The organism is Pseudomonas sp. LPB4.O (genome assembly GCF_038383825.1).
GTDB classification, from domain to species: domain Bacteria; phylum Pseudomonadota; class Gammaproteobacteria; order Pseudomonadales; family Pseudomonadaceae; genus Aquipseudomonas; species Aquipseudomonas putida.
Genome location: NZ_CP151298.1, coordinates 2,244,337 through 2,268,554, shown reverse-complemented (window position 1 = coordinate 2,268,554; position 24,218 = coordinate 2,244,337). Strand labels below are relative to the sequence as shown.

The 24,218-nt window shown below is 61.4% G+C and carries 17 protein-coding genes and 1 pseudogene; 10 read left to right on the top strand and 8 right to left on the bottom strand.

Features of this window, described 5'->3' with window-relative positions; translation table 11 throughout:
- Positions 1-5: 5 nt before the first annotated feature.
- Positions 6-2,522, bottom strand: a complete 2,517-nt coding sequence (locus MRBLPB4O_RS10135) for a UvrD-helicase domain-containing protein (RefSeq protein WP_341798293.1) — start codon at positions 2,520-2,522, stop codon at positions 6-8.
- 175 nt (positions 2,523-2,697) lie between these two features.
- Between MRBLPB4O_RS10135 and MRBLPB4O_RS10130 the strand changes: the two genes are divergently transcribed.
- The gene (locus tag MRBLPB4O_RS10130; RefSeq protein WP_049275402.1) at positions 2,698-3,396 is read left to right on the top strand and encodes a pirin family protein; all 699 of its coding nucleotides are present in this window, start codon (positions 2,698-2,700) and stop codon (positions 3,394-3,396) included.
- 101 nt (positions 3,397-3,497) lie between these two features.
- Here MRBLPB4O_RS10130 and MRBLPB4O_RS10125 read toward each other — a convergent pair.
- Positions 3,498-4,858, bottom strand: a protein-coding gene (locus MRBLPB4O_RS10125) for an IS3 family transposase (protein ID WP_341796297.1) whose coding sequence is annotated in 2 segments (ribosomal slippage) — positions 3,498-4,390 and positions 4,390-4,858 — 1,362 coding nt in all. Because the reading frame shifts where the segments join, the coding sequence is not laid out codon by codon here.
- A 239-nt stretch (positions 4,859-5,097) separates the two neighbouring features.
- Here MRBLPB4O_RS10125 and MRBLPB4O_RS10120 point away from each other — a divergent pair.
- From MRBLPB4O_RS10120 to MRBLPB4O_RS10105, 4 genes are all read left to right on the top strand, one after another.
- The gene (locus MRBLPB4O_RS10120; RefSeq protein ID WP_341798292.1) at positions 5,098-7,869 is read left to right on the top strand and encodes an amino acid adenylation domain-containing protein; all 2,772 of its coding nucleotides are present in this window, start codon (positions 5,098-5,100) and stop codon (positions 7,867-7,869) included.
- A gap of 97 nt (positions 7,870-7,966) precedes the next feature.
- Positions 7,967-8,497: a sigma-70 family RNA polymerase sigma factor gene (locus tag MRBLPB4O_RS10115; RefSeq protein WP_341798291.1), complete on the top strand. Its 531-nt coding sequence runs from the start codon at positions 7,967-7,969 to the stop codon at positions 8,495-8,497.
- A 2-nt stretch (positions 8,498-8,499) separates the two neighbouring features.
- Entirely contained in the window at positions 8,500-9,447 is a 948-nt protein-coding gene (locus MRBLPB4O_RS10110; protein WP_341798290.1) for a FecR domain-containing protein, read from the top strand.
- A gap of 84 nt (positions 9,448-9,531) precedes the next feature.
- Complete coding sequence (locus MRBLPB4O_RS10105; RefSeq protein ID WP_341798289.1) at positions 9,532-11,982, top strand: TonB-dependent siderophore receptor; 2,451 nt, start codon at positions 9,532-9,534, stop codon at positions 11,980-11,982.
- Positions 11,983-12,052: 70 nt separating this feature from the next.
- On the opposite strand, the gene MRBLPB4O_RS10100 is transcribed toward MRBLPB4O_RS10105, so the two are convergent.
- The 5 genes from MRBLPB4O_RS10100 to MRBLPB4O_RS10080 all read right to left on the bottom strand — a co-directional run bounded on the left by MRBLPB4O_RS10100 (position 12,053) and on the right by MRBLPB4O_RS10080 (position 18,651).
- Positions 12,053-13,903, bottom strand: a complete 1,851-nt coding sequence (locus MRBLPB4O_RS10100) for a DUF3857 and transglutaminase domain-containing protein (protein ID WP_341798288.1) — start codon at positions 13,901-13,903, stop codon at positions 12,053-12,055.
- A 79-nt stretch (positions 13,904-13,982) separates the two neighbouring features.
- Positions 13,983-14,468 (bottom strand): isochorismatase family protein, encoded by a 486-nt coding sequence (locus tag MRBLPB4O_RS10095; protein WP_341798287.1) that lies wholly within the window; start codon positions 14,466-14,468, stop codon positions 13,983-13,985.
- A gap of 59 nt (positions 14,469-14,527) precedes the next feature.
- Positions 14,528-17,014: a TonB-dependent siderophore receptor gene (locus tag MRBLPB4O_RS10090; RefSeq protein WP_341798286.1), complete on the bottom strand. Its 2,487-nt coding sequence runs from the start codon at positions 17,012-17,014 to the stop codon at positions 14,528-14,530.
- Between the two features lie 176 nt (positions 17,015-17,190).
- Positions 17,191-18,138, bottom strand: coding sequence for a FecR domain-containing protein (locus MRBLPB4O_RS10085; RefSeq protein WP_341798285.1), 948 nt, complete (start codon positions 18,136-18,138; stop codon positions 17,191-17,193).
- Positions 18,139-18,141: 3 nt separating this feature from the next.
- Complete coding sequence (locus tag MRBLPB4O_RS10080) at positions 18,142-18,651, bottom strand: sigma-70 family RNA polymerase sigma factor (RefSeq protein ID WP_341798870.1); 510 nt, start codon at positions 18,649-18,651, stop codon at positions 18,142-18,144.
- Between the two features lie 67 nt (positions 18,652-18,718).
- On the opposite strand from MRBLPB4O_RS10080, the pseudogene MRBLPB4O_RS10075 reads away from it, so the two are divergent.
- Positions 18,719-18,825: pseudogene (locus tag MRBLPB4O_RS10075) on the top strand (IS5/IS1182 family transposase); the annotation flags it as partial.
- Between the two features lie 154 nt (positions 18,826-18,979).
- Positions 18,980-20,023, top strand: coding sequence for an RHS repeat-associated core domain-containing protein (locus tag MRBLPB4O_RS10070; RefSeq protein WP_341798284.1), 1,044 nt, complete (start codon positions 18,980-18,982; stop codon positions 20,021-20,023).
- Between the two features lie 113 nt (positions 20,024-20,136).
- Here the strand turns inward: MRBLPB4O_RS10070 and MRBLPB4O_RS10065 are convergent, their stop codons facing one another.
- Entirely contained in the window at positions 20,137-21,048 is a 912-nt protein-coding gene (locus MRBLPB4O_RS10065) for a LysR substrate-binding domain-containing protein (RefSeq protein ID WP_341798283.1), read from the bottom strand.
- A gap of 194 nt (positions 21,049-21,242) precedes the next feature.
- On the opposite strand from MRBLPB4O_RS10065, the gene MRBLPB4O_RS10060 reads away from it, so the two are divergent.
- The 3 genes from MRBLPB4O_RS10060 to ttdB are packed head-to-tail and all read left to right on the top strand — an operon-like array spanning position 21,243 to position 24,132.
- Entirely contained in the window at positions 21,243-22,574 is a 1,332-nt protein-coding gene (locus MRBLPB4O_RS10060) for a dicarboxylate/amino acid:cation symporter (protein WP_016500366.1), read from the top strand.
- 53 nt (positions 22,575-22,627) lie between these two features.
- Positions 22,628-23,527 carry a L(+)-tartrate dehydratase subunit alpha gene (gene ttdA, locus MRBLPB4O_RS10055; RefSeq protein WP_016500367.1) on the top strand — a complete coding sequence of 300 codons (900 nt, stop codon included), beginning with the start codon at positions 22,628-22,630 and terminating at the stop codon, positions 23,525-23,527.
- Positions 23,524-24,132, top strand: coding sequence for a L(+)-tartrate dehydratase subunit beta (gene ttdB / locus MRBLPB4O_RS10050; protein ID WP_003259286.1), 609 nt, complete (start codon positions 23,524-23,526; stop codon positions 24,130-24,132). The genes ttdA and ttdB overlap by 4 nt, the downstream gene beginning before the upstream one ends.
- The last annotated feature ends 86 nt before the right edge of the window (positions 24,133-24,218 follow it).

Below are 24,218 nucleotides of genomic sequence, written 5' to 3'. Positions count from 1 at the left end.
CCCATTCACTGCCCGCGCAGGTCTTCGAAGAAGGCCTGCTTGCCGTCCACCTGGCTGGACGCCCGTGGGGCCGCTGCGGCGTCACCATTGGCGGCCTCCACGTGCCAATAGCAGTGCTGTACTGCACGGGTCACCGCCACGTAGGCCAGGCGCTGCACTTCTTCCTTCTGCGCCGTATCGAACGGTTGGGCATCCCCGGCCTTGCCCAGACCGGCCTGGCGGTACACCTGGTTCTTGTAGGGCGAGCTGGTCAGGTACTGGCAGTCGCCCAGCATGAACACCGCATCGGCCTGCAAGCCTTTGGCACTGTGGTAGGTCAACTGACGCAGCCGGCGCTGCTCGGCCGGCAACGCCGCCTCGGCATGCAGCACGCTTTGCAGGTGGTCGTTCATCAAGGCCCTGTCGCTGCCCTTGCGGTACAGCATCATGACCGTCTCACCCCGTTGGTAGTGCTCGATCAGCGTTTCACCCAAGGCTGCCTCGTCACGGTCGAACACCTTGACCGCAGAGCCCGGCAATTCGGCTGCCGGGCCACTGGCGCGGGCTTTCTTGCCGGCAATCGCCGGGGTGCCTTTGACCAGGTGCTCTGCCGCGTCGATCACCTGCTGCTGGCAACGGTAGTTGTCGACCAGCATCACCCGCGTGTTGGCCGGCGACGGGAAGGCTTTGGTGAATTCCATGAAGTACTTGGGCGAACTGCCCCGCCAGCCATAGATCGACTGCCAGTCGTCACCCACGCACAGCAGAGACGAATGCTGGGCATGGCGCCCGGTGTGCATGGTCGGGCCACGTCGGCGGATTTCAGCAAGGCTGGCGCGCAGCCAGCTGACGATCTGCGGCGACACGTCCTGGAACTCGTCGATCATCAGGTGCGCCAGAGGCCGCAACAACGGGTCGGGCAACAGTTGCAGGTTTTCCGGGTTGTTCTCGCTGAACAGGGCGAACATGCGGTTGTAGCTCATCACCGGCGGCGACTGGTCCAGCAAGTGTGCTTCCAGGGCCTTCCAGTACAGGGCCAGGGCCTCGAAAAACAAGGCATCGCTGTCGCCGGACGGGAAGCTCATCGCCGCCACCGCGTTGTTCACGTCCAGGCCAAGGTTCTCGATGAAGTTGGCCGCGCCGACAAAGGCGTCCAGCAACGGCGCCGGTGCCAGTTCGCCCTTGACCTTGTACTCGAACCCCGGGCCGGCCACGGCATCGCCAGCCAACGAGGCCGCCAGGCGCCGGGCCATGGCATAGTTGTCGAGCCAGATCAGCGGCCGGTCGCAGAAGGCCTGCAACAGGGTTCGCTTGACCGCCCACTCGGCACGCACCGCCAACTTGGCGCCGGGGCGCTGGTACTGCGCGCTTTCAGCCGGGTCGAAGCCCAGCACCACCAACGGCCCCTGGCCAGCCAGGCGGCCATGCACATGGAAGCGGCTGCCACGGATGTCGACAGTTTCGCGGCAAGGCTCGATGCCCTTGATCGGCCAGGCGCCGGCGGCGAACCACAGGTCCTCGATTACGTCGCACAGTTCTTCGTCGCGCTGGGCGGCCAACTGGGTCACCTGTGCGCGCTTCTGCACGTCAGGGTTGTTCGGGTCCAGTGGTTTCAGTTGCAAGGCTTCGCTGCGCAACAAGCCGACCAGCTCGGCAAAACGCGGGCTCTCACCCAGCACGCTGCTATAGCACTGGTTCAGTTGCTGGCGCTGGGCATCGTTCAGGCGCAGGTCGAACGGGTTGCTGTCGGCCTCGGCCTCACGCCCTGCAGGCATCTCGTTGCCCAGCGTCTCGAAGGCGCGCACCTGGCCGAAGCCCGGCAGGCTGCGTACCAGCGGCAGGATGCGCGAATGGAAGGTACGCACCAGCTCGCGAGCCTGCACCGGTTGCAGGCTGATCTGCCACAGGGCGAATACCTGCACCAGGCGCTTGATGAAGTCTTTGCGCGACTCGCGGGTGAACGTGACCACGGTCATCGCGTCCAGCTCGTAACCCAGATAATGGCGCAGCAGCAGGATGCGCAACACCAGCGACGTGGACTTGCCTGCCCCGGCGCCGGCCACCACACAGGTGGACGGGGTGTCACTGAAGATCAGCTTCCACTGCGCGGCGCTGGGTTGCGCCTCGGCGGGCAGGCGCTGGGCGACGTCGGCTTTGAAGCGCTTTTTCAGCTCGGCTGTCAACGGCAGGCGCCAGTCGTCGAACAGGTTGTCGTCCTGACCGGGCACGGCAGCGATGTCAGGCCGGGTATCGCGGATCACCAGCACCTGGCGCCCGGCTTCGTAACCCTCCACCCGCCCGCGGTCGAACCCTTCACGAACGCCATCGGCGTGGCCACTTCGCTGGCCGGTGGCGTGGCCGAGGAACCAGGAGTCACGGTGCTGGGCTTGCAGACGGGTCAGGCCACGCCCCAGCAGGCGGGCGACCAGGCGCCGAAACCAGGGCAATTGCGCGGGAGGGGTAAGGTCGGCGGGGGCCTGGGGTTGCTCGTGGGCCACGGTCACTCCGTTGAAAAACAAAAACAGCTGGCATGTTCGCCGCATCGACGGAAAATCGCCAGCGAATGCTTGCAGATCAGTGGATTAGGCGATGAAGCGAATAAAGCAGGCCAGCAATTGATATCGAACAATATGATTGTTTTAAGCCGATATTTACGCTTATTTTCGATGTTTCTTTAGCGCATCATGGCGTCATTCCACTGATTCAAGGAGCACGACCATGCTGCAACTGCGACCCTTTGAAGGCCTCGGCCACGCCAACCACGGCTGGCTCGATGCCCACCACCATTTCTCATTCGCCGAATACTACGACCCGGCGCGCATGCACTGGGGCAACCTGCGGGTATGGAACGACGACCTGATCGCGGCTGGCAACGGCTTCCCGCCGCACCCGCACCGCGACATGGAAATCATCACCTATGTGCGTGAAGGCGCGATCAGCCACCAGGACAGCCTGGGTAACAAAGGCCGTACCGAAGCCGGTGACGTGCAGGTGATGAGCGCCGGTACCGGTATCGTGCACAGCGAGTACAACCTGGAAGACGTCGATACGCGTATTTTCCAGATCTGGATCGTGCCGGAGCGCACGGGTGAAGCACCGCAGTGGGGCAGCCGGCCGTTTCCCAAAGGCGAACGTGGCGAAGGCTTCGTGACCCTGGCCAGCGGCCGTGCCGGTGATGAAGACAGCCTGCAGATTCGCACCGATGCCCGCCTGGTGGCCGCCACCTTGCGTGCAGGTGAAACCGCCGAGTACCGCTTCGATGCCGCCCGCAGGGGTTACCTGGTGCCGGCCAAGGGGCTGGTGGACGTCAACGGGCTGCGGGCCAAGGCGCGGGACGGTGTAGCGATCGAGCAGGAAGACGTGCTGCGGGTGACCGCCATCGAGGACAGCGAGATCGTGCTGGTGGATGTGGCCTGATGGATCGGGCCGGTGCAGGCTGCCTTGCAATACCTGTACTGGCCTCATCGCCGGCAAGCCAGCTCCCACAGGGTGGACTGCCCCCCAAAAGTTGGACAGTTTCAGCTAGCAGACTCAGCAGCATGGGCCCTGTATTCCACAGGGCTCATGCCATTGAGCTTTAGCTTGATGCGGTCATGGTTGTAGTAGTGGATGTACTCGTCCAGACCGGCTTTCAGTTCTTCAACGCTCTCGAAACGCTTCAGGTAGAAAAACTCGGACTTAAGCGTACCAAAAAAGCTCTCCATTGCCGCATTGTCCAGGCAGTTTCCTTTGCGTGACATGCTCTGGTTCAGTCCTCGCTCTGCCAGCTTATGGCGGTACTGGGAGTGCTGGTAGTGCCACCCTTGATCCGAGTGAAGCACCAGCTTCGGCTTGTTTCCCAGGCGCTTGAAGGCCTTGTCCAGCATGTTGGTAACCAGCCCGAGGCAAGGCCTGCTGGCCACTTCGTATGCCACGATTTCGGCGTTGTACAAGTCCATCACAGGAGAGAGATAGACCTTTTTCTCAGCTACTTTAAACTCGGTCACATCGGTCACCCACTTCTGATTCGGGCGCTGCGCGAGGAAGTTTCGCTCCAGCAGGTTAGGCGCGATAGTGCCGACGACGCCCTTGTACGACCGATACTTTTTGGGCCGTACGAGTGAGCGAAGATCAAGCGCGACCATCAAGCGTTCTACGACCTTCTTGTTAACCAAGGTGCCGGCGTTGCGGATCACCGCCGTCACACGCCGGTAACCGTAGAGCCCTTTTTCCTCGTGATAGACACGCTGAATCAGCTGTTTCAGGACAGCATGCTTGTCAGGTTTGGCCTGCGCCTGAAGTTGGTAATAGAACGTGCTGCGAGGTAAGTCAGCCAGTTGCAGAACGGCGGCCAAGGGAAACCTGTCCTTGAGCGCCGACACGATCAGGGCTTTTTGGGCTGACTTCGCTCCTGCTTCTTCAGTTCTTCCAGCTTTTTTAGGTAAGCGTTCTCCATACGCAGCCACTCAAGCTCAGCCAGCAACTGGTCGCGGCTTTTATCGGTGTCATCGGACGTCGTAGGTTTTATGGGGTAAGGCTTTTTCGACATGGCAGCGGGTTTTCTTCTCTTGGGAGCAGGTAAATCCAGACTCCCACTGTAGTGCTGCCGCGCCCAAATGCCTATCTGCGAGGACTGACCAAGACCAAAATGGGCGGCGGTCTGGCGCAAGGAAAGCTGATGCTTGTGCATGTACTCAAGGACTGAGCGCTTGTAGGCCGTGCTGTACCGCTGGCCGGTTTTGCGCAGGCTGAACTGACCATGCTTCTGGAAAGCGGAGAACCAGCGCCGCAGCAGGCTGAAGTCCACTGCAAATCGCCGAGCTACTGTTCTAAATCCTTCACCACCCTCCAGGTAGGCCTGGACGGCGGTGAGCTTGAATTGATCTGAGTACTTGCTCATGTGAACACCCCAAGAAATTGGATTGGTGTCCAACTTCCTGGGGGCAGTCCAGGGACCGCACCGGTTTCGGGCCCACGCCATATTTGTGGGAGCCGCCTTGTGTCACGAGAGCGGCGCGCAGCGCACCCGACTGTCGACAAGCACCTCCCAATCCCGCTGAACATTGGCGCCATCGGCCACCCTGCACTAGCGTTGTGCTACCAGCCAGCCCCAACGTTCATGCGGAGCCCTCACCCATCATGCCGGACCTGCGCCCGAACCCGACGCTGCGCCTGGAGTACTGTGCCGACCAGCCGATTCACCACGCGTTCCTCGAGCAGGCCGGCCGCTGCCCGGATGCCACCGCCATCCTTGCCCGGCACACCAGCTGCAGCTATGCCCAACTGGCGCAGATAAGCCAGGGCATTGCAGCGTATCTGGTAGAAAACGCTGCCAGTGGCACCGATCGTGTGGTCATCGTCGCCAGCCGCAGTGCCGCCCTGGTGTACGCCATGCTCGGCTGCCTGCGTGCCGGCTTGGCCTTTACCGTGGCCGACGCTGCATACCCTCCCGCGCGCATCGGGCAGATCATCAGTACACTGGCGCCTGCGGTCGTCCTGCGCTGTGGTGATGCATCCCTCGACGCCTCCGGCCCCATTGTGGTTACGGTGCCGGAAGCCCCCGCCGAGGCACTGCAAGCCTTTCCCTGGCAACAGGTCGCGCTGCCCAGCGTCAACCCCGAGCAACCGGCGTACATCACCTTCACCTCGGGCAGCACCGGTGAACCCAAGGGTATCGTTACTCACCACGCGCCCCTGGTGCACTTCATCGACTGGCATGTGCGCCAGCATGGCTTTACCCAGGCTGATACTTTCTCCCTGCTTTCCGGTCTGGGCCACGACCCGGTGTACCGCGACGTGTTCACGCCCCTGTCGATTGGCGCGACCATCGCCTGCCCCGCCCAGCCGACCCTGACCGACCCGTCACAGCTGGCAGGCTGGATTCAACAGCACGGCGTGAGCGTAATCCACCTCACCCCGCCGCTGGGCAAGCTGATCGAGACCGGCGCACACATGAATGGCCAGCTACTCGATCAACTGCGCTACCTGTTCTGGGGCGGCGATGCGCTCAGCCCGGCGCTGTACCAGCAGATCCGCGCCATTGCGCCCCATGCCGTCAATGTGAACTTCTACGGCACCACCGAAACGCCACAAGCCATGGCCTTCCATACCCTCGACCCTGATTCGGACAGTGCTCGGGTGCCCTTGGGCAAAGGCATCGCCAATGCGCAGTTGCTGGTGGTCGACTCGACCAACCAGCTGGTCAGCGCGGGCGAAACCGGTGAAATCCTGATCCGCAGCCCCTATCTGTCGCAGGGTTACTGGGGCGACCCGGCGCTGACCGAGGCCAAGTTCATCGTCAACCCGTTCACCGGGGACGCAGGCGACCGCTGTTACCGCACCGGTGACCTGGGCACCTACCTGGCCGATGGCAGCGCCAGTTTCCTGGGGCGCGGTGACAGCCAGGTGAAAATCCGTGGCCACCGCATCGAGCTGGCGGAAATCGAGAACGCCATCACCCGTCACCCCCACATCGGCCAATGCGTGGTCGTGGCCAACCACGACAGCGCGTCGATCCGGCTGGTGGCCTATTGCGTTGGTCAAAAGCCCACCAGCGCCGATGAACTGCGCCAGGCGCTCGCCGGCCAGCTGCCGGACTACATGGTGCCGGCGCTGTTCATGTTTCTCGAGGCCCTGCCGCTCACCCCTAACGGCAAAGTCGACAAACGCGCCTTGCCTGCGCCATTTGACGACAGCGCCAGCCTTCCCTTGTCCCCCTTGGCGGAAAAACTGAGCACGGCCTGGGCGCGCATCCTCCAGGTGCCGCGCCTGGACGCCAGGTTGAGCTTTGTCGAACTGGGCGGCGACTCGCTGTCGTTCGTGCAAGCCTCGCGGGTGCTGGAGGAGCTGATCGGCCACCTGCCACAGCGCTGGGAAACGCTGCCGGTGTGCCAGCTGGCCGAGCTGAATGCGCCGCCGAAAAGCGCGTGGCGGGTGATGGAGATGCCGGTGTTCGTGCGGATGCTGGCCATCGTCCTGATCGTGGTCGGCCACCTCAGCGAGTTCGACCATTGGTTGATCGTTGGCGAAACGTCGGTGCTGTTCCTGGTCTCCGGCATCAGCCTGGCGCGGTTCCAGCTCAAAGCTATCGAAGAGCGTGGCGATGCGCGCACGCTGCTCAGGTCGCTGGCGGCCATCGTGGTGCCCACCCTGTTGTACACCGCGCTGATCCAGCTGGTGTTCGACCGGTTGCACTGGCAATCGCTGCTGCTGGTGTCCAACTGGTTCCCGACCAGCGAGGTCAGCCTGTTCAATTACTGGTACATCGAAGTGCTGGTACAGATGATCCTGATCATCGGTGTGGTGCTGTCCATCAGGCGCGTGCGCCAGGCCGTCCTCGCCGACCCGTTCCGCTGCCTGATCATTGCGGCCTGTGCGCTGGTGGCCCTGGATGTGCTGCTCAGCCGCTTCGTGTTCGACGCCAGTGCGCTGCTCAACCGGGTACCGCAGCACTTTCTGGCGGTCATGGTGCTGGGCATGGCCGTGCACCATGCCGATACCACCGCGCGCAAGTGGGTGGCCAGCGCGGTGGCCGTGCTGGTGGTCGGCGAGCTGGACCTGATGGCGGTTGCCGGCGTTGGCTGGGAGGCTTTCTTGCGTTATATCGATATCGCCCTGCCGGCGATGCTGGCCCTTATCTGGTTCCGCTCGGTGCCAGTGCCCGCCCTGGTAGCACGGGAAGGTGCGGTCATTGCATCGTCAACCTTGTTCATCTACCTGACGCATTTCCAGTTCCAGTCGCTGGCGGACCATGTTTTCAGGCACCCGCTGTTCGAGGTCGCCCTGGCACTGGCGGGAGGGGTACTGGTGGGTTACTGCTGGAACACCCTGTTGCGTCTGCTGTTTACGCGATGGAACAAGCAAAACCAGGCGCGTGGAGCCGATGCGGCCGAGCGTGCTACCTCTGCTTGAGCTGACTTGCCGGCAATGGCGCTGTGATTGCAAACCCTGAAACACTCTGCCTAAAATGCGAACCATTAACATTTGTAAACATTTTCAGGCGGCATGGATGAGCATCCCGGATATAGCTTTTACTTCTCAAGTCAGCCAGCTATACCGCGCCCAGAGCAAATGGTTGCATAACTGGCTGAAACCGCGGGTGAACTGCAGCCACTTGGCAGCAGACATCGTCCAGGATGTGTTCGTGCGTGTGATGTCTGCAGCCGACGCCGCCGCAAGGCTGGACGCCGTGCGCGAACCCAAAGGCTACCTGGCAACCATCGCTCGCCGCCTGATGATCGATCACCTGCGCCGGGTGCACCTGGAAAGGGCCTGGCTTCAGGTGCTCGCCGAGCAACCCGAAGTAATGGATATCTCACCTGAGCAACGTTTGGCCTTGCTGCAAACCTTGTTCGAACTCGACGCCATGCTAGCTTCGCTCGGGCCCAAGGTACGTGAAGCATTTTTGCTTTCGCAGATCGACGGCATGCCCTACAAGCACATCGCCATCCAGTTGGGTGTTTCCGAAGTCAGCGTGCGCCGCTACATTGCCAAGGCCGCCGAGCACTGCATGATCTACAGCCTTGGCCATGGCCACTGAGCATGAACCTGAATGCCGAGCAACTGGCCGCGTTACGCCAGGCCGCGCACTGGTTCAGCCAGCTCAACAGCGGTGAGGTGCAGGCCAGTGATTACTCGGCCTGGCAGCTGTGGCTGAATGCGACGCCCGTCAATGCCTGGGCCTGGCAGCAGGCAGAGCGCCTGCAAACGCGCATGGCAGCCAGCGAAAACCCGGCGTCAGCGCGCGTACTGGCGCTGGCAGCCCACGGCCGGAACGCCAGCCGTCGGCGGGTGGTCAAGGCTGGCTTGATACTGCTGGGGGGCGGCGCGCTGGGCCTGGGGGGATACCGGGAGGTCAAGCAGTCTCCACTGCTGGCAGACGTGCGCACCGGCGTGGGCGAACAGCGTTCGCTGATGCTGAGCAATGGCACTGCGCTGATCCTCAATACCGCCTCTGCAGTCGATGTGGATGACACCCTCGGCCCTGCACGCTTGCTGCTGCGCCAAGGTGAAGTCATGGTCACGGTACCAGCGCGCCAGCATTGCACGGTCAGCACCCGAAACGGCACGGTCGAGGCAGGCGAAAGCCGCTTCGCCCTGCGTTTGTTCGATGACGGCAGCAGCCTGGAGGTATTTGCCCGGCAGGCGCGTGTAACCCTGAGCTCGGGCCAGGCCCTGCTGGTAAACAGCGGGGAGCGTTGTCGGTTCAATGACCAAGGCTTCGCCGCGCTGGAAACCGTCCCCGTGGCCGCAGATGCCTGGGGCCGGGGGTTGCTGATCGTGAATGACCAGCGCCTCGACGCGTTCATCAGCAACCTTTCACGCTACCGCCCGGGCTGGCTGCGCTGCACACCAGCCGTGGCAGGCCTGCGCATCAGCGGCACCTACCGGCTCGACGATACCGACCAGATACTGCGCGCGCTGACCACCTCACTGCCGGTGCAGGTACAGGTGCGTACGCGTTTTTGGGTCACCATCACGGCGGCGTAAAAAAATGCTGAGCGCCTGATCACTTTGCCAGGGCTTATCCGACTCATAGGTATCCCGACTTTTACCTATCAGAGAAACGCGACGATGACCTGCCGCTTCAACACCAGGCCTTTCACTGCGCCAGGCCTGCGCACCTGCCTGCTGCTGACTGCACTGCTCGCGGGGCCTGGCGCTGCCAGCGCCGCGCAAGCCCATGACTACCACCTACCGCAGGGCGACCTTGGCGAAACGCTTACCCGGTTCGCTGCCGAGTCTGGCATCGTGTTGTCTTTCGACACCCACTGGACGCGCGGTAAACGTTCGCCTGCCCTCGAGGGGCGCTATGACGTCGACCAAGCCTTGCAGATTCTGCTCAGTGGCACCGGGTTGCAGGCCACTCGGGAAAGCGATGGGCGCTACTCGCTGCTGTCAAGCACCCCACGGGGCGATGCGCTGGAGTTGGCCCCCAGCCGTGTCGATGCGCTGGGGCTGGGTAACGTCACCGAGGGTACCGGCGCCTACACCACCGGCGGTTCTACCAGCGCAACCAAGCTGCCGCTGACCCTGCGCGAAACGCCGCAGTCGGTCAGCGTGATCACCCGCCAGGTGATCGACGACCATGGCTCGCAAGACATCGGCGACGTGCTGCGCAACACCCCCGGGGTTTCGGTTCAGGCGTACGACAGCGAACGCATGGAGTACTCCGCACGCGGGTTTGCCATTACCAACTACCAGTACGATGGCATCAACACCATCTACGACGGCGTCTACGATGAGGGCGTGACCCACGTCGACATGGCCGCCTACGACCGCATCGAAGTCATCAAGGGTGCGACCGGCCTGATGACCGGCTCTGGCGACCCCTCGGCGACGGTCAACCTGGTGCGCAAGAAGCCCACCCACGACTTCAAGGCGTCGATCACCGCCAGCGCAGGGTCCTGGGACAACTACCGTACCGAAGGGGATATTTCGGGTTCGCTCAACGACAGCGGTAGCGTACGCGGCCGCCTGGTGGGTGCCTACCAGGACCGCAAGTCGTACCTGGACCACTACAAGCAGAAAAAGGATGTCTACTACGGCATTCTTGAAGCCGACCTGACGCCAGACACCCTGCTCACCTTCGGCATCGACAACCAGGCCACCACCCCGCGCGGCTCGTCCTGGACAGGTAACCCGACTTACTTTTCCGACGGCAGCCGCACCGATTTCTCGCGAGCGCACAACCCGGCGGCAGACTGGAGCCGTCGCGACTTCGAGTCAACCACCTACTTCAGCTCGCTGGAGCAGGCACTGGCCAACAACTGGAAGGTCAAGCTCAGCCTCAACCACATGATCAGCGACCATGACACGCGCCTGGCGTCTGCCAGCGGCGGCAACCCAAACCCGGCAACCGGCGAGGGCATGTTCCTGTACTGGGGGCGTTGGGAAGGTCACCGCGTGCAAAACACCGCCGACGTGAATATTTCCGGCCCGTTCACCCTGTTCGGCCGCGAGAACGACCTGGTGGCAGGCTTCATGACCTCGCATTCGAAGCAGACCGGCGATACCTACGACGGCAGCGCGTTCGCCATGGTGCCCGGCTCCATCTTCGACTGGAATGGCAAACTGCCGGAACAGAACTTCCCGAAAAACGGCGACTACACCACCACGCAAAGCCAGAGCGGCGCCTACGTGGCCACCCGTTTGAGGCCGACCGACAAGCTTTCGCTCATCCTCGGCACCCGGGTCAGTACCTTCAAGTACAACGATGATCAGGACTATTACCCAACGTCTTCGTTGAGCGACACCCACTCAAGCTACAAGGAACACGGGGTGGTCACCCCTTATGCGGGCGTGGTCTATGACCTGGACGACACCTACTCGGTGTATGCCAGCTACACGTCGATCTATCAGCCGCAGGTTTACAAGGACATCAACGGCGCCACCCTCGCCCCCGTCGAAGGTGACGGCTATGAAGCCGGGCTGAAGGCTGCCTGGTTCGACGGCAGGCTGAACGGCACCCTGGCGTTCTTCCGCATCGAGCAAGACAACGTCGCCTCCAACATCGGCACCAACCCGGTGACCAACGAAGGCATCTACAAGGCCATCGACGGCGCCACCACCAAGGGCGTCGAACTGGAGCTGGCCGGCGAACTGGCACCCGGCTGGAACGTCACCGCCGGCTACACATACGCCCGTACCCGCGACGCCGACGACCAACGGATTTTCGGCTTCCCTCTGGCAACCACCAAGCCTGAGCACGTAGTGCGGCTGTTCAACACCTACCGCCTGCCTGGCGCATTCGACCAGGTGACCGTGGGCGGTGGGCTGCGCTGGCAGAGCGGCTTCTACGGCAACATCTACAGCCCGATCGCCAACGACTATACCCGCATCAAACAAGGCGGCTACACCCTGGTGGACCTGATGGCCCGCTATCAGTACAGCGAGCACTTGAGCTTCACGGTCAATGCCAACAACGTGTTCGACAAGGTCTACCTGACCGGGCTTGGCAACTTCGATACCACGTACTACGGCGAGCCACGCAACATGATGGTGACGACGCGCTGGGACTTCTAGAGCTACTGCCTTGTGCTGCCGGCGATGGGCCGCAAAGCGGCCCTGATTGCTTAACCGGCCGGTGTCAGAGCTACCCTGCCTGCACGATGATCTGGCTTTGCAGGTCGCGGATCATTGCCTCCAGCGCCGGTTTCATGGCCGTGAAGTCCTCCGGCGAGCAGACTACATCCGGGTGGCTGAACTTGAAACGCCGCTCCACCAACACTGCGTTGCCCTCTTGGGAATAGCGCGCACTGTAGTCGACATTGCTGTCATGCAGCTTCACAGGTTTCGGGATTGCCAGCACGTTGACCTGGGCGGGGAACTCGAAGCGCGAGGTCTCCACCGTGTCGTTGCCAATGCACACGAAGCTCTGGCTGCGTTCCTTCTCCAGGGTGAAGCTGTAGACGTTCTGCGAGATACCGCCCGCCAGGCTGGTAAGGGTCGCCACACCCACCGGCCCCGGCAGGTTGACCAGGTTTTCCGTGTGCCCATCCACATTGCTGACAAAGTCGCCGTTGGCGGTGGGCGGCTCGATCTTGATCGAACCACTGCCACGCTGCCCATAGGCGGCCAGCACCCTTTCGACCAGCATTTCCCGGTCTTCCGGTTTCATCAACTTCAAGCCGAAGCGGCTCATCTCGCTGGCCCAGCCCTTCACCGTCGAAACATTGGTGAAGTCGGCACCGCCATCGGCCTTGACCTTGAACAGCAAGTCACTGGAAACCTGGTTCAGTTGCATGGCCGGGGTTTTGCCAAACTCACCAGTGGCAGTCAGCAGCACTCGCTTGTTCAGCACGGTCAAGGGCAGGTAACCGGCAGCAACCGATGGGTCAGTCGAGTCCAGGTACAAGTCCAGGCCCGGCACATAGGTGATCACATGGTTCAGCACACCCAAGGTCGGCACTTTGGGGAACACATAGGCAGTGCCCTGGTTCACCAGCGCCGGGGTGCTCTTGATGCCTGCCGCGCCCAGCAGCGCCTCCAGCAGCGCAACATGGTCCTTGCAGTCCCCGTAGCGGTTGTCCAGTACGGTTTGCGCGGCATGCGGCACCACCCCGCCAGCGCCGACGTACACCGCCACATAGCGGATGTTCTCGCGTACCCAGTCACTGAGGGTCAGCGCCTTTTCCCGCGCGGTGGGCAAGCCGGCCGTCAGGCGCTTCGCCAGTTCACTGATCTGCGGAGTGACCTCGACCGTGGCCCTGGCCTGGTAGGCCTGGGCGAAATCCTTGAAGCCGGAGAACGTCGAAACCGCCAGGTAGTGGCCGTAGTCCAGGTACGACACTGCACCTGTCTCGATCCGCGCCCGCGCCGCCGGTACATAGTCCCAGCGATACACCGTGCGCCCTTCCCCGCTGGCGGGTGACGACGCCTTGAAACCACGGGCATCGGCCTGCAGCGGCATGCCCTGGGGCAGGTCGTAGGTCAGCGAAAACTGCCCGACCGGGTAAAACTGCGGCACGGTGATGTCTTCGAACTGCCCAGGGAAAAGCGGCGTAGCGCGGTTACGTTGATAACGCAGCACCAGCCGGTCCCCCACCGCAACCTCGGGGAAGATGACCACCTTGTTGACCGAGTCCTGGAACATCGGCGCCTGCGCAGAAGCCTGCTCCTGCTGCTCCTTGATGTGCGCGGCATCCACCTGCACTTTGCGACCGTCGGGCTTTTGCGTGTAGGCCTCGACCACCTCCAGTGTCTCCAGCGAACGGTTGTAGCTTAACGGGTGCTGGGCATTGGTCTTGATGGCGCGTTCTTCGTTGATCAGCATGACGCTGTCGACATCAAGACGGAAGCTGCCGTCCTTCTGCACGACGAACGTCTGCGCGACCTTTTCCAGGGTGATTGAACGGTCGATACCATCGGTAAAGGCATGGGCAAGGCCCGCCCAGAGCATTGTGACAGGCAGCAGAACAGCTGCCAGGTATGGCTTTTTAAGCATGGAGATCCTTCTCGATCAGCGGAATGCAATCAACAATGATACGCATTGGCACTGCATGATGGCAAAGTGACAATATTGCCTAGCGTTGCCCCGCCAGTTCGGCCAGCACTTCAGCCGAGGTCGTGACCTGGCGGAAGTGATGCTGCCACAGTTCGATACCCAGCTTGGCCGACCGGTCCAGCGAAGACCCTACCGTCATGTCCGTCACCAGGGTGGGCGTCAGCCCCGCATCGAACAGGGCAAAGCCAGCGGCCAGCACACAGGTTTCGGTCTGCAGCCCACACACCAGCACCCGCTCCACACCCAGTTGCCTGATGTACTCGATGGCTTCGGCGCTCTGCCCGTAGCCATGCTTGATGAACACCTGGTCGGCCTCGACCAGGCTTTCGTCCTCGGCCGCCGGGTGCCAGCCGAGCTGCCGCTCGAACGGCGTGACCTGTTCGTCGTGCAACTCGACCGAGGCAATGGTAGGAATGTTCGCTGACAACCGCCGCAAGCCATCGACCAGCCACTCGGGCGGGCTGAAGGTGGACTGGACATCGACGATGAGCAAAATCTGGCGCATAGCGTTCTCCCGCCATTGGCAAAATGGCGCGGAGTATACCGCGTGGCGCGGGGGCTTGATCACCAGTCGTAGGTCATCTCTACCGACGCAACCCGCTCCTGTCCGTAATAGCAGCCAAACGCATAGTTGCAGTCGGATACGTACTCGCGATCGAAGATGTTTTGCACATTCACGCTGGCCTGCAGGCCGCGCAGGCTTGGGTCGAGCTTGGCAAGGTCGTAGCTGACGGTGGCGTCATACACGGCATAAGCCGGTACTTCGAAGGTATTGGCCGAGTTACCCTGTTTGCGGCCGGTGTAACGTGCGCCGGCGCCAAACGTCAGGCCATTGAGAGTGGCCTGGGTGAAGTGGTAATCCACCCACAATGTGGCAGACACCGGGGCCTGCGCCTCGTTGCGGTTGCCCTGGTCGCCATAGGTGCTCTTGGTATAGAACGAGTCGATGTAGGTGGCAGCGGCCAGTACATCGACATGCTCGATGCTGGATTTGAGTTCTAGCTCCACCCCGCGCGAGCGCACCTCGCCATTTTGCGCCTGGTACTGCGGGTACTCGGTATCACCCGTCAGCATGTTCTTCTGTTTCACCTGGAACACCGAAGCCGTGAACAAGGTGCCGTCGACTGGCTGGTACTTCAGCCCCACCTCGTATTGCTCGCCTTCGCTTGGCTCGAACGCCTTGCCGCCGCGCTCGGGCGCTGCCGTGCCCACGGTGGGCAAGAACGACTGGGAATAGCTGACATACGGCGCCAGGCCGAACTCGGTGACATAGGTCAGGCCGATGCGCCCGGTGAACTTGGTGTCGCGCTGGGAGGCAATGCTGTGCGCCAGCAGGTCCTTGTTGTCGACTTCCGCCCAGTCCTGGCGCCCGCCTACCGTCAGGATCCAGTTGTCCAGCTTGATCTGGTCCTGCACGTACAGCCCCGTCTGGCGCAGGGTGTTGTCCCAACGGGTATCCAGCACCGGCGTTACGTTGCTGGTGGGGTAGTTGTTCTTGCCATACAGGTCGACCGGCAACACGTTGTAGGCGTTGTAACCATCGTACTTGCGCGAGAAGTGACGGTAGTCCGCGCCGGCCAGCAAAGTGTGCCGCAGTGCGCCCGTGTCAAAGGTGTACTCCAGGGTGTTATCGATGGTGTAGGCGATGTTGTGCTGGCGCCAGTCAAGCTTGACCCGGTTGGCGCGGGTGTAGTCGACCACATCGCCATCCGTCACAAAGCTGCGCAGGTAGAAGCCCTTGTAGCGGTCGCGCACATCGGTGTATCGCGCCGTTGAGCGCCAGGCCAGGTCTTCGTTGAAACGGTGGCTGAAGTCATAGCCAAAAATATACTGGTTGCGCTTGTAATCGTTGTACCGCGAGTCCCCTGAAAAGAAGTCCCGGTCGATATGCTGGCCTGTCGGGCCACGCTTGAGCGAGCCGATCATCGGCAACGTCTGATAATCGGGCAGGCCATCATCACGCTGGATTTGTGCGAGCAGCGTCAGGGACGTGTCTTCGTTTGGCGCCCAGGTCAGGCTCGGCGCCAGCAACAAGCGCTCGCTGTGCGAGTGAGCGACCATCTCGTTGCCTTTGTCAGCAACGCCGACCAGGCGATAGGTAAACGCCTTCTGCTCGTCCAGCGGGCCGCTGGTATCGAAGGCACCGTTGACCCTGTTGTAGCTGCCAGCGCCAAGTTTCACCTGGCTACGCTGCTCGCGGGTGGGGCGCTTGGAGACCATGTTGATCAGCCCGCCCGGCTGGTTTTGCCCGTACAGCACCGAAGAAGGGCCTTTGAGCACTTCGATACGCTCCAGCGTGTAGGGGTCGATCTGAGGTGCGCCCCCAAGGCTACCGGCATACGGCAGGTACGCGCCGTCCAGGTAGAGCGGGGTCGGGGCAAACCCGCGGCTGGTGATTTCGTCGGCAATGCTGTTGCGATCGGTAAAGCCGCCGGTAGCCAGGCCCGGGGTGTAGCGCAGCGCCTGGGTCAGGTTGCGCGCGCCCTGGGCTTGCACTTGGTCGGCGGTGACCACGTTGATGGCCTGGGGGGTCTCCAGGATGGGCGTGTCTGTCTTGGTGCCGGTGGCACTGCGGCTGGCAACGTAGCCATTCACCGGCCCATAGGCGGACTCCACGGCCGCGCCGGTGACGCTGGTGGTATCAAGCTGCAGGGTCGAATCGTCACCGACCATGGGCAGCAGCGAGTAGCTGCCATTGGCCTGCTTCAATACCTGCAACCGGTTACCCGCCAGCAACTGGCGCAGGCCGGCATCGGGGCTGTAGCGGCCATGCAGGCCGGGCGACTTCAGCGCCTGCACCGAAGACGGTTCAAAGGACACCGTTACCCCCGCTGCCGAAGCAAATTGGGTAAGCGTCGTGGCCAGCGGGCCGGCGGCGATATCAAACGAAGCTTCAGCCTGGCTTTGCGCAACCGCAGGGCTGGCGACCATCACCGTTGCCAATGGCGCGGCCAGCGCCACACTGAACAATGCGCGATGCACTGCACGCGCCAGTCTGGTTTTGGTCGAGTTGATCAAGAGGATGCGGTTGCAATCGTTGACAGCGAGCATGCGGTTTCCTTTCGCCCTGCGGCAGTTTTTTCATTGCGCTTGGTGCGCGTCTACCTACAAGTCGAACGAGAACGACAATCGATAACCCCCCAGGAAAAAAAATCGCCAGCCTTCAGGCCATGACACTCAATCAAGCATTTTGGGGCCGCGTTGCGGCCCATCGCCGGCATCAGGCTTCAGGCAGCCTCGACGCGCGTCCAGTAGCGGCTGAAGCGACGAATGCGCACAGGCAGCGTGGTGGTCAGGTTTTGCAGGACGATATCGATGTCGCCCAAGTGAAAGGCCCCGGACAGTCGCAACCCGCCCACGGCCTCATCGCAGCCCAGGTACCCGGGCCGATACCGCTGCAGCTCGCTCACCACATCGGCGAGGCGCCAGTCATCCACGATCAACATCTCGCGGGACCAGGCGTCTGCCATCACCGCTAGCGGTGTCACGTTGCCCATCTTTTCGGTGCTGAATTGCAACTGTTGCCCGGCCTCTACCCGCACAGCCGCCATGCTCTGTGCACTGCGCACTTGCACCGCATGCTGCAGCACGCACACCCGCGTAACGTCGGCGTCGCAGCGCACGATAAAACGCGTACCCAGTGCGCGGACACTCCCCTGGCCGGTATGCACGATGAACGGGCGGGATAATGCATCCGATGCGGTCTGCACCAGGATCTCCCCTTTCAGCAACTCAAGTGCGCGCCACTGGCCGTCGTAGCGAATATCAACAGCAGTGTCGGTGTTCAATTGCAACTGGCTGCCATCGTCCAGCCGCAACGAACGCTGCTCGCCAACGCCTGTACGCACGTCGGCCATCAACCGCGCAACGCCGCCATCACGCAACACCACACCGCCTGTCGCGCCCGTGACCAACAACAGCGACAACACCTTGAGCACCTCACGCCGCTTGGCCCTGGCACTGCTTAACGTCGGCCGTGCAATACCGGGTGTGACCTGCGCCAGCTTGCCCTGCAAGCGTGCCAGGCGCTCCCAGGCCTGCAGGTGTCGCGGGTCACTCAACAACCAGCGCTGATGCGCCGCTCGCGTGCTGTCATCCGCTTGGCAGCGCAGCTCGACATACCAGCGTGCGGCAGCCTCCAGGGTATTGCGGTCCAACGGTTCAGCCCCCGCCATCGTTCACGCCTCGGCCAGCATCAGGCAATGGGTCAGCGCCCGCACTGCATGCTTTTTGACGGTAGTGAGCGAAACATCCAGGCGCCGCGCGATTTCCACATAGCTCAGGCCATCGAGCTGGGCCATCAGGAAGATCTCGCGGGGGCGCGTGCCCAGGCCATCGAGTAGCCGATCGATTTCCAGCAGGGTCTCGATAATCAGCAGGCGCGCCTCGGGCGAAACCTCTACAGGCTCGGGCCGTGCCGCCAGGGTTTCCAGGTAGGCCTGCTCCACGGCACGGCGCCGGAACATGTCGATCATCAGGCTACGGGCGACACTGCTCAGGTACGCCCGCGGCTGTTGCAGCTCCGCGGCCTTGCGCAGGGTCAGCACCCGTATGAACGTGTCTTGGGCCAGGTCGGCCGCATGCTCCATGCACCCGAGCTTGCTGCGCAGCCAGCCGCACAGCCAGGAATGATGGTCCTCGTAGAGCGTGTGCACGGCTTTTTGCAGGGAAGGGTCAGCACAGGACATGGTAGAACCGATCAGGGCGTCTTTAGTAATGACTCTCATTTAACCCGAGTCTGACCGGATTTCGCAAGCCACTGACATCAGCTACGGCCATCCACTGCTTGACGACGTCAGCTTTCCATCGACCAGCGTGGTCGCCCGCGTAAACGCTGTAAGTGGTTGCTTACCGACAAGGGCTAGGACGCCGAGGCGCTAGCCGGGCAACCCATCATCCCCATGCGCTCGATGAAGCGCATCGTACAGATGCCTAGCAGTTCTGCTAGGTAGACAGCGTGGGACAACTGGGCAAGGATAATAGTCAAGTACAGGGAGCTTTCAGGGAGCCCAACCCATGCCGACGAACCCGGATACCGTACTTTCCTTCTACCGTAATGACGCACCGGATCGTCTGACAGCGTGTAGGCCATCGAAGCAGGCGAACATTCAACGCTTTTACCAGAAAAGCCGCCTGGCCACCGAGGTACAAGGCTTGCTGACGCGTTCGATCTTCCAGCACGACGATCAACTGTTGGCCGAGCATCAGAGCCAGGGCGATGGGATTAAATCGACCTTGCTCGCTACCGATCAGCAACGCTCGGGGTTAAATGTACTCGACGCAATGCAGCTTCATACCCTTGTGTACACACCTTATGGCCACCGAACAGCGGAAGGCGACTTACTGAGCATGCTGGGCTTCAATGGAGAATGTCCAGACCCGGTAACCGGGCATTACGTATTGGGTAATGGATACCGAGCGTTTAATCCGGTATTGATGCGTTTCAACAGTCCTGACAGTTGGAGTCCGTTTGGTAATGGGGGGTTAAATTTATATGCGTATTGCCTAGGTGATCCCATTAACTATAGCGACCCAACGGGCCACTCAAAATTTACGGAATTTATAAATACTCTTACCCAGTGGGCAGGTAATGCGGCCGCGAAACTGCGATTATCGTCGAGATCCAGTTCCACTGGCAAAGGGCACATGCAGAGCGATGTCGGACAAAAGCCACTACCTAAACTCGACCATATGCCATGGCATGTTCAGCGTAAAATAATCGGGCAATTGTCTAGCCAAGATGCACTCAGTCTCGCCGGAACCTCCAGATCATTGAAAGCCTCTGTATACCAGGCGTCAGAGGCAAATTTTGCCATTGCGTTTAACCAAGAACCACGTCAAGGCTTGATAAAACACGTTAAAGATAAGCCAAATTCGCCCGTTTTCTATCATCAAATCACCGTAATTGACAAAGCTGGGACCGGCCAATTAATGGGGGTCCTGCCGCGTGAAGCTGTGAATTCAAACTTTTCTCCTAAAACTATTCGAGAGAACTGGCCGCATCCAGAGGCAAGGATTAGAAACGGGAAATTTGTTCGTTTTGGCGGTGTAGTCGTTTAAGCATCGTATTTGATTTAATCAAGCTGTACGAGCATTTCTTGGCAGTATGGGAAACCAAGTTTTTCAGCAAGGCCCAAGAATACTGAGTCGACGGTACGAATGGGTAACCCGGCTCAGTTCCACGCTGCCAAGGTTTCTCCCTGGCAAAAGAACGTTCTCAAGTGCTCGACAAAACACGACACCTTGGCCGACAGGTTCAGGCGCTCCAGGTACACCGCATAGATATCCGCAGGCGGGGTGTGGTAATCACCCAGCACTTCCACCAGCCGCCCACTGCGCAGGTGGTCAGCCAGGTTCCACTCGGCCCGCATCAGGATGCCCTGCCCGTCGAGGGCCCAGTTCAGGGCGACCTCGCCATCGTTTGTGCTCAGGCTGCCGCGCACTTTCACCGACTCGCTCTGCTTGCCACGGCTGAGCCGCCAGATGCCGAACGCGGCATCGTTCTGGCGCAACACGATGCAGTTGTGGCTGGCCAGGTCTTTTGGCGCTTCTGGGGTGCCGTGGGCCTCCAGGTAAGCGGGCGCCGCGCACAACCGGCGGCGGTTGGCAGCGATCTTGCGGGCGATCAGACGCGAATCAGGCAGCTCACCAAAGCGGATGGCCACATCGATAGCGTCGTTCGGCAGGGCGATTGGGCGGTCGGTGAGGTGCAACTGCACCTCCACCTCGGGGTAGCGCCTGGCAAACGACGACACTGCCGGCCCCACATGCGTACGACCAAAACCCAGCGGTGCATTGACCCGTAGCAGGCCCTTGGGCTCGGCACGGCTGCTGGAAACCTGGCGCTCCATTTCCTCGATCTCACCCAGTATCCGCCGGGCATTCACCAGGTAGGTCTCGCCCTCGGCGGTAAGGCTGATGCTGCGTGTTGTGCGGTTAAGCAAACGCACACCCAGGCGCTGTTCCAGCTGCGCCAGGCGCTTGGAGACTGCAGGCGGCGTCAGGTTCAGTTCGCGCGCAGTACCCGCCAGGCTGCCCACCCTGATCAGCTGGGTGAAGAACGCCAGCTCCGATACCGGATTCATAATTAACCTGAGGGAAACAATGAGTTGAATTTCATTGTATTACAGCATTTTTGAAAAACCATTACCTTTTGCCCTGCGTGATTAACCACAAAGAAGCTGGGCTTTTCGGCCGCCAAGGCCAGGTGTGACCTGCACCCCACGATCAGCCCGGCCGCCAGATAAATCCGACTCACAACAATAATTCGGAGACGGCAATGGCCAAGCGATTGTTCGGCAAGCTTTATGTACAGGTATTGATCGGCGTAACCCTCGGGGTGCTGATCGGGGTGTTCTGGCCACAGGTGGGCGCAGACTTGAAGCCCATCGGCGACGCCTTCATCAAACTGATCAAGATGGTCTTCGCCCCCATCATCTTCGCCACGGTGGTGCTGGGCATCGCCAAGATGGAAAACATGAAGGAACTCGGCCGCGTGGGTGTGCGTGCGCTGATCTACTTCGAAGTGCTCTCCACCTTTGCCCTGGTACTGGGGTTGGTAGTAGTCAACATCGTACAGCCCGGCCAAGGCATGAACGTCGACCCTGCCACCCTCGACGCCAAGAGCATCTCGACCTACACCGCTGCCGCAGCCGGGAACAGCGGCGGCTTCATCGACTTCATGCTGCATGTGATACCCGGCAGCGTGACCGACGCCTTCGCCAAGAACGAGATCCTGCCGATCCTGCTGTTCAGCACCCTGTTCGGCATCGCCCTCTCGCACCTGGGCCCTCGTGGCAAGCCCATGGTGGATGTGCTGGAGGCGTTCTCCCACGGCATGTTCTTCATCGTCGGCATGATCATGCGTGTAGCCCCGCTGGCAGCCTGCGGCGCCATGGCCTTCACCGTCGGCAAATACGGCCTGGGCTCCATCGTGTCGTTGGGCAAGCTGATGGCAACCATGTACCTGACCTGCTTCCTGTTCGTGGTGATCGTGCTGGGCACCATTGCCAGGTTGTCCGGCTTCAACTTGTGGAAGTTCCTCAAGTACCTGAAGGAAGAGCTGTTCACGGTGCTGGGCACCAGTTCGTCCGAATCGGTGGTGCCACAACTGATGAACAAGCTGGAAAAGGTCGGCGTGTCCAAACCGGTGGTGGGCCTGGTGATCCCCTCGGGCCTTACCTTCAACCCGGATGGCCAGTGCATCTACTACACCATGGCCGCCATCTTCATCGCCCAGGCCACCAACACCCCGTTGACCCTGATGGACCAACTGCTCGTGCTCGGCGTGCTGCTGCTCACCTCCAAGGGCTCCGCAGGGGTGACCGGTTCGGGCTTCATCACCCTGGCCGCAACCCTGGCGACCATGGACAACATCCCGGTGGCCGGCATGGTGCTGCTGCTGGGCGTGGACCGCTTCATGTCCGAGGCCCGCGCCATCACCAACACCATCGGCAATGCCGTCGGCACCGTGGCTATCGCCAACTGGGTCGGTGCACTGGACAAGCAACGCATGGCCCAGGCCCTGGACGGCCAGCTACCGGCAGAACCACAACCCACCGATACCCGCCCTGCCCTTGCACAACTGGAGGCCGGCACGCCCACACCCTGACCTTTCGATAACAGCAAAAAGAACCCGCCTTGTGATGCAGTGAGGAAATAATCATGGACAAAGAAACCGCCGTGTCATCGCTTACCGACGTGATGGCCAAGTTCACCGCCTATATCGGCAAACGCCTGCCCAAAGACGTGAAGGAAAAGACCGCCAAGTTACGCGCCGCCGAAACCAACCCGCTGGCCATCGCCGTGTACGACTCGATGGCCGACAACCAGGAGTACGCCGACAAGCTCAACCGGCCCAGCTGCCAGGATACCGGCGTGATCCAGTACTTCGTCTCGGCCGGGGCGCGCTTCCCGCTGCTGGGTGAGATGGAAAGCATCCTCGAAAACGCCACCAAGGAAGCCACCATCCAGGGGCCGTTGCGCCACAACGCGGTGGAAACCTTCATCGAGAAGAACACCGGCACCAACACCGGCTCGAAAATCCCGTGGCTGGACTGGGAAATCATCCCCGATGCCGACTACGCCATCGTCGATGTGTACATGGCCGGTGGCGGCTGCACCTTGCCAGGTTCGGCCAAGGTGCTGATGCCGGGGCAAGGCTATGAAGGGGTGACCGAGTTCGTTTTCGATGTGATCACCTCTCGCGGGGTCAACGCCTGCCCGCCGTTGCTGGTGGGGGTCGGGGTTTCGACCTCGGTAGAGACAGCAGCACGCCTGTCGAAGAAGGCCATCCTGCGCGAGGTGGACTCCAGCCACCCCAACGAAAGCGCAGCAATGATGGAAAAGCTGCTGGAGGACGGGCTGAACGAAATCGGCATCGGCCCGCAGGGGCTCACCGGCAACAGCAGCGTAATGGGCGTGAACATCGAGTCCTCGGCCCGCCACCCCTCCACCATCGGCGTGGCAGTGTCCACCGGTTGCTGGGCGCACCGCCGCGGCAAGATCCGCATCAACGCCGACCTGACCTACGACATCCTCTCGCACGAAGGGGTAGTACTGTGAAAAAGATCCTGAGCACACCGATCAGCGACGAAGACCTGGCCAACCTCAACGTCGGTGACGTCGTCTACCTCACCGGCCAACTGGTGACCTGCCGTGACGTGGCACACCGGCGCCTCATCGAATTGGGCCGCGAACTGCCGGTTGACCTGCGTGGCGGTGCGATTTTCCATGCAGGCCCCATCGTCAGGAAGAAGGATGATGGCAGCTTCGAGATGGTTTCCATTGGCCCGACCACCAGCATGCGCATGGAAAAGTTCGAGAAGCAGTTCATCGAGCAGACCGGTGTGAAGCTGATTGTCGGCAAAGGTGGCATGGGGCCGGAAACCACCACCGGCTGCCTGGAAAACAAGGCGGTGCATGCGGTGTTCCCGGGCGGTTGCGCAGTGCTGGCAGCAACCCAGGTGGAAGAGATCGAGCGTGCGGAGTGGCAGGACCTGGGCATGCCGGAGACCCTTTGGGTGAACCGTGTTCGCGAGTTCGGGCCGCTGATCATCTCCATCGATACCAAAGGCAACAACCTGTTCGAGCAGAACAAGGCCCGCTTCAACGAGCGTAAAGGGGCAGTGATCGAGAAGATCAACAGCCAGGTGCGCTTCATCAAATAAACCTCGGCTGCTGGCTACGCGGTTCCACCTGACCTGTATTTCAAGGCAAACACAGGCCCGGTAGGAGCAGCCTTGTGCTGCGAAAA